Source organism: Micromonospora sp. BS32 (genome assembly GCF_059089345.1).
The window spans coordinates 1-722 of sequence record NZ_JBSSHR010000060.1 but is presented as its reverse complement, the minus strand read 5'-3'; the positions used below and the strand labels follow the sequence as shown (position 1 = coordinate 722).

Sequence of the window (722 nt, the reverse complement as noted above, 5' to 3'; positions counted from 1 at the left end):
TCAGCGAAAGGGTTTTCCTCCACCTCCCCGCACCGAGGCTACGAGCGCGAGCACCCACCGGCCTCGGGGGCGGGGAGCGGGGCCGGTCGTTGTGAGGGTGTCGAGGAGGGTGCGGAGGAAGGTCAGGGATTCGGCGGGGAGAAGGGCGGTGTCGCGCAGGGCGTCGAAGGCGACACGTAGGGCTTCGAGGTCTTCCGGGTCGTCGGTGAGGTGGCCGCTCCAACTGCCCTGGGTGCACACCACGGTGGAGCCGTCGCGTAGGGAGATCAGCTCCAGGGAGCCGCGCAGGTGGTGCGGTCCGGACGCGAACGGCACGACGTGCAGGGCGATCCCGGGCCACTGGGCGGCCTCGATCAGGTGCTCCAGCTGCGCCGTCCACGTCTGCGGGTCCCGCGCCTTCCGCCGCAGCGCCGCCTCGTCGATCAACGCCCCGTGGTGCAGGGGGTCCCGCCCGCTCAGATGCCCCTGCCGGTCGAGCCGGGCCGACCTGCTCGCCGAACGCCGATTCGCCATCAGACACCTTGAAGCGGCGTGCACGACCTGGCATTTGGCGCTGGACGACTATCCGCTGGTCCAGTCCGGGAAAGCCGACCAACGCGTCTCCGAAACGGCCCGGCTCCTCCGTCCGCACACCAAGAACACGACCGCGCGGGAACTCCACGAACGCGCCCGCACCGTGGCCACCACCCTCTTCCGGCAGCAGCGGCCGGGCTCCTGAACGT

The 722-nt window shown here is 70.9% G+C and carries 2 protein-coding genes; one reads left to right on the top strand and one right to left on the bottom strand.

Annotation, left to right across the window (positions count from 1 at the left end; genetic code table 11):
- Positions 1 to 513 carry a DUF5753 domain-containing protein gene (locus AC5RWQ_RS30230; protein WP_494286004.1) on the bottom strand — a complete coding sequence of 171 codons (513 nt, stop codon included), beginning with the start codon at positions 511 to 513 and terminating at the stop codon, positions 1 to 3.
- Between the two features lie 34 nt (positions 514 to 547).
- Between AC5RWQ_RS30230 and AC5RWQ_RS30225 the strand changes: the two genes are divergently transcribed.
- Positions 548 to 718 carry a hypothetical protein gene (locus tag AC5RWQ_RS30225; protein ID WP_494286003.1) on the top strand — a complete coding sequence of 57 codons (171 nt, stop codon included), beginning with the start codon at positions 548 to 550 and terminating at the stop codon, positions 716 to 718.
- Positions 719 to 722 lie beyond the last annotated feature (4 nt).

Excerpts from the sequence above, each read along its gene's own strand:
- AC5RWQ_RS30230 (WP_494286004.1), bottom strand. The coding sequence starts at position 513 with ATGGCGAATCGGCGTTCGGCGAGCAGGTCGGCCCGGCTCGACCGGCAG.